This is a genomic window from Bacteroides sp. B1-V-101 (genome assembly GCF_023656585.1).
Lineage (GTDB): Bacteria > Bacteroidota > Bacteroidia > Bacteroidales > Bacteroidaceae > Bacteroides > Bacteroides thetaiotaomicron.
Genome location: NZ_JAMOKH010000077.1, coordinates 1 through 4,095, shown reverse-complemented (window position 1 = coordinate 4,095; position 4,095 = coordinate 1). Strand labels below are relative to the sequence as shown.

3 protein-coding genes are annotated in these 4,095 nt (G+C 45.9%); all 3 read right to left on the bottom strand.

The genetic code is table 11. The features are described from left to right. Positions 1-164 precede the first annotated feature (164 nt). From NBH01_RS26360 to NBH01_RS26350, 3 genes are read right to left on the bottom strand one after another with little or no spacing between them, the layout of a single operon-like run. Positions 165-1,073 carry a tyrosine-type recombinase/integrase gene (locus NBH01_RS26360; RefSeq protein ID WP_022218716.1) on the bottom strand — a complete coding sequence of 303 codons (909 nt, stop codon included), beginning with the start codon at positions 1,071-1,073 and terminating at the stop codon, positions 165-167. A 4-nt stretch (positions 1,074-1,077) separates the two neighbouring features. Next, entirely contained in the window at positions 1,078-2,037 is a 960-nt protein-coding gene (locus NBH01_RS26355) for a tyrosine-type recombinase/integrase (protein WP_022218715.1), read from the bottom strand. A 39-nt stretch (positions 2,038-2,076) separates the two neighbouring features. Continuing rightward, positions 2,077-3,969 carry a hypothetical protein gene (locus tag NBH01_RS26350; RefSeq protein WP_028728962.1) on the bottom strand — a complete coding sequence of 631 codons (1,893 nt, stop codon included), beginning with the start codon at positions 3,967-3,969 and terminating at the stop codon, positions 2,077-2,079. Between the last annotated feature and the right edge of the window lie 126 nt (positions 3,970-4,095).

Below are 4,095 nucleotides of genomic sequence, written 5' to 3'. Positions count from 1 at the left end.
AACTCCTTATACTTCCGTTCTTTAAACTCTCAAAACTTTAAGGTCAGAGATTAAAAAAACAGTTCCCACACTGCCTCACAGTCCAAAACAAACTCAAAGAACACAAAAAATCCGCAAAAAGCCAAAAACAGCTTCCTGCGGACAAAGGTAATAAAAAAGTCGGATTATCGGTTTATGATATGCGTATAAATCTGTGTGCTTTCCAAACAGCCGTGTCCCAAAAATCGAGCGATATTCTCCACGCTCATGCCGTTCTGTAACAGATGTGTAGCTATGGAGTGGCGTAAAACATGGAAGTGTAGCCGCTTGCGTTTAATCTCTTCGTTATCGCATTGCTGATGTAAATAGTGCAAATCCACCGACAGGGTTATTTTCTTCTGCACAAAAAGGCGGTCATGCCCGCACCTGATTTGATTGCGGAAGTTGTAAATATAGTGCTGCAAGGCTTTGTACACATTGTCGCTCATCGGTACTATCCTGTCCTTGTAGCCTTTGCCCTGCCGTATAAAAATCGTTTTTCTATTGAAGTCTATTTCTGCGGGCGTAAGGTTGTATCCCTCGCTTAAACGCAATCCGCAGGCGTAGAAAAGTACAAAAACCAACTTCAACTGCTCCTGTTTGAGTTGCCTGTGTTCGTGGTCTAAATGCGGGTACAGGTGGTTGATAGCCTCTTGCAGCATTTTTATCTCTTCCACCGTAAAAGGTTCTATTCGGCGTATCCTTTGGGATTCGTCTATGGTAATACGGCGGTTGGTGGGAACAAGCGATGTCCGTGCTCCCATTTGGTGCAGAAACTCGCACAACTTGTCTATGGCGGTAAAATAATCGTTCAGATAGGAAGCACTTAACGTTCTGCCCTTAAACTTGGTATTGGGGCGGGTCTGTTGGCAGTCAAAAAAATCGTTGATGTGCTTTTGTTCGGCTTGAACAATGTGGGTAATGTCTTTGCTTTCAAGCCATAGAAAAAAATCTGTTACCCTATAACCGTAGTTACATACCGTTTCGGTAGCAAATCCCAACGTATCCAACCAAAAAACGTACTGTTCGTGTATTGCCTTAAAATGCGTGTTCATTGTTTTAGAACGGATTAAATTTTGTGATGTCTTCCGCCAGTTCTTCAATGTGGTTGGGCAGATACTCCTCCGTACTGATGATACTTTTATGCCCCGCCATATATTGGGCTTTACGCAGTCCGTATGTCCTTATCCAATATGTGATAAGTGAAGCCCTTATCTGTGCGAGGGAGACAAAGTGCCTGTCTATACGTTTGAGTGCTGTCGTAAGCTGTATCAATGCCCGTGTGGCGTGTTTTTCACTGTTATCCTGTCGCACAGGCAAAAACAATGTGCCGCTTTGGCTCTTGCCCGTCAGCAGGGGACGTATCCCGTTCATGTAACGTATCAGCGTACCTGTTTGCGTGGCGTGCAACGGCAGGATTCTGTCCCTGCCTCTTGTGGTGGTCTGTACCGTTACGGTGGCTTTGTACAGGTCTATATCTTCGGTTTGTAGATGTAACACTTCCCTTGTGGTCAAGCCCTGATGTATAAAGAACAGCAACATCACATGGTTACGGGTTTTGGTGTGACAGCTCTCTTTATAAAGGGTTGGACGTATGCCCGACAAGGATTTTTCTTCCGCCGCTTTTACATAGAGCTGATAATAGCTGTCGGCAAGTTCGGTCAGTTCTTCAGGAGTGTAGATGTAATGCAAACGCCGTTTTTTAACTCCCCGCAGTTTGATGAGTGCGGTGGGATTAAGACAGATAATCCCCTGCCCGACAAGACAGTCAAAGTAATGTCGCAGGGCGATAAGTCCGTGATTACTGCTTACGGCTTGATGGTTCTTATGGTGTTTTAGGTAGCTTAAATAGTTTAAAATGTCTTTCTTCTGTACGTTTATCGTATCTTGGTCGCCGTACCACGATATAAAAAGACTGACTTGTCTTGCGTATTCTTTTATCGTTACAGGGCTTTTGTCTTGCTGCTGTAAATAGTTTTTAAAATCTTCCATTCTCTTGGGTTGCATCTTTTCATTCATAAATTTCTTTTTTTGTGTCGTCCTACTCCCAAAGGCTTGTTATAAAGCGGTTTGCGGGTCGGTCATCGGGGATTGGCTTACTGTCTTACTGCCTGTCGCAGCGAGGGTATAATAATACTGTCGGTTTTTCCATTCCCGTTTGAGTTTTCCCTGCTGCCAAAGACGTTTTAAATAGCGGGCTTCGGTGATTTGACTTCTGCCTGTCAGGGTGGTAAAATCGGCTGGAATATATTCCCGGTCAGGACTTCGGGCTTCAAGTTCCAAAAGCAATTTAAGGGTATATTCCTCTTTGTCGTCAATGCGTTTACGCTTTGAGGGCTTTTGCGGTGATTCCGCACTTAATCCCGTTGACGGTTCTTGTTCGGATTCTGCTTTTTGCTCGGGTTCTGTCGGCGGATTCTGTTCTTTACGGTAAGCATTCCAGACATCTTTTAAAGTGGCTTGCATCTCCTGTTCGATACGTCCCTGCACCTCCTTTTGATTTCCGAAGTCCGTAAGTTTGTAAATAAATCCCTCCCTGTGCTTGTTTCCGCCTGCCACTTGGATGTATGAAAACAGCTTTAACTCCTGCAAATAGCGGTTCAGCGTGCGGGGGTGTATCGGTTTGGTCTTGCGTATATCCAAAGCGGTGAACTGTGTGGTCTTTGCCTGTTGCAGATACTCCGTAAGCCACTTGTAAAAGCCTCTTACGGACGTGCTCAGTTCATCAGCCCGCCTGAACAGCGTGTTTTTGAGCAGGGCAAACGCCATTTCAATATCCTGCGGATGGGTGCGGATAAATATCTCTCCTGTATCGGTGTCGGTCAGCCGTTCCCTTTGGTATTGGAAAAAGAAAGTGATCGCTTCGATAAAGTTAAGGAGTAGCAACAGCGATTTGCGGGGATAGGCTATATCTTGAGGCAGGTTTATCAATGTGGCATACGGATTGACAACACTGATGTTTTGCAGCGAGGCAATCACGCATTTTAAAAGGTGCTGGGCTCGGGCAATATCTTCGGTTCTTATCTGTCCCGCCCTGCACTTCTTCTGATACTCCATAACGGCAAGGTCTTGGGCGGGACTGTGGTTCAGGTGCAGGCAGAGAAACGGCAATCCGAGTTCTTCAAGATTTTTGTCCGAGTAGGCACAGGCTATCAGACAGAGTTTGGCTATCACTTCAAAGGTGGTGGAATGGAGCATTCCGTCTTTGTCCTTGGTGGCACGTGTATTTACCAGCCGTCCCTGCGTCTGGAGCGTTGCCAGCGGTTGCAACATCTGTGTCGTCCATTCCAAATCTTCGATAAAAAGGGCTTTGCCGTTAATATCCCCGCTGTCGAAGTAGTACAGGGCGTTTGCCGATATACGGCTGTGGAACGAGAACGAACCGTCGGGCATACACTCCGAGAGCTTTTGCAGGATATAACTTTTACCGATACCCGATTTTGCCAGACACAAAACCGAAAAGGGATTGGCCGACTTGTGCGACGCCAACGCCAAGAACAGGATAAGGGCGTTACGGTCTTCACCCAAAATGCCGATGGTGTTCAGTTGCTCCATCAGACTGCCCGACAGGTTCTTTTCCGAAAGAAAACGTACCGCTTTGCGTCTGTCTTCCTCGCTCGGAGAAAAAGCCTGTTGCGGGGATTTGCCCGTGTAACGTAACTGTTGCAGGCGGTATTCTTCCAACTGCAAGGTAAGGGTATAAAGGCTGCGGCTGGCTTCGAGGAGTTTCAGCCCCCATTTATCACAAAGGGTTCTTTGAAGTTTGTCGGTTTGGTTGTCATTGTATAAATCCAATGTGGTGCGCTGCGGCGGATAGTCATTGTACGTGATGCGGAGCGTGCAAACCATGCGTTCCACTTGCGACAAATCCACTCCGCCCAGCACATCAACCGTTAACAGGTCATCCGTATAGGTGATGAAACGGGAGTTTGTAATCTGTAAATTCTTCATGCTGTAATTGTTTAAATGTCAGGCACGAAATAACACAGATTATACGAGAAATGAAAATGAAGTTATTAACACAAGGGGATGACTGACAACCATTTCCCTCTTTTCTTCTGATGGTTTTAAGGGATT

Coding starts and splice junctions, on each gene's coding strand:
- NBH01_RS26360 (WP_022218716.1), bottom strand. CDS start 1,073: ATGAACACGCATTTTAAGGCAATACACGAACAGTACGTTTTTTGGTTG.
- NBH01_RS26355 (WP_022218715.1), bottom strand. CDS start 2,037: ATGAATGAAAAGATGCAACCCAAGAGAATGGAAGATTTTAAAAACTAT.
- NBH01_RS26350 (WP_028728962.1), bottom strand. CDS start 3,969: ATGAAGAATTTACAGATTACAAACTCCCGTTTCATCACCTATACGGAT.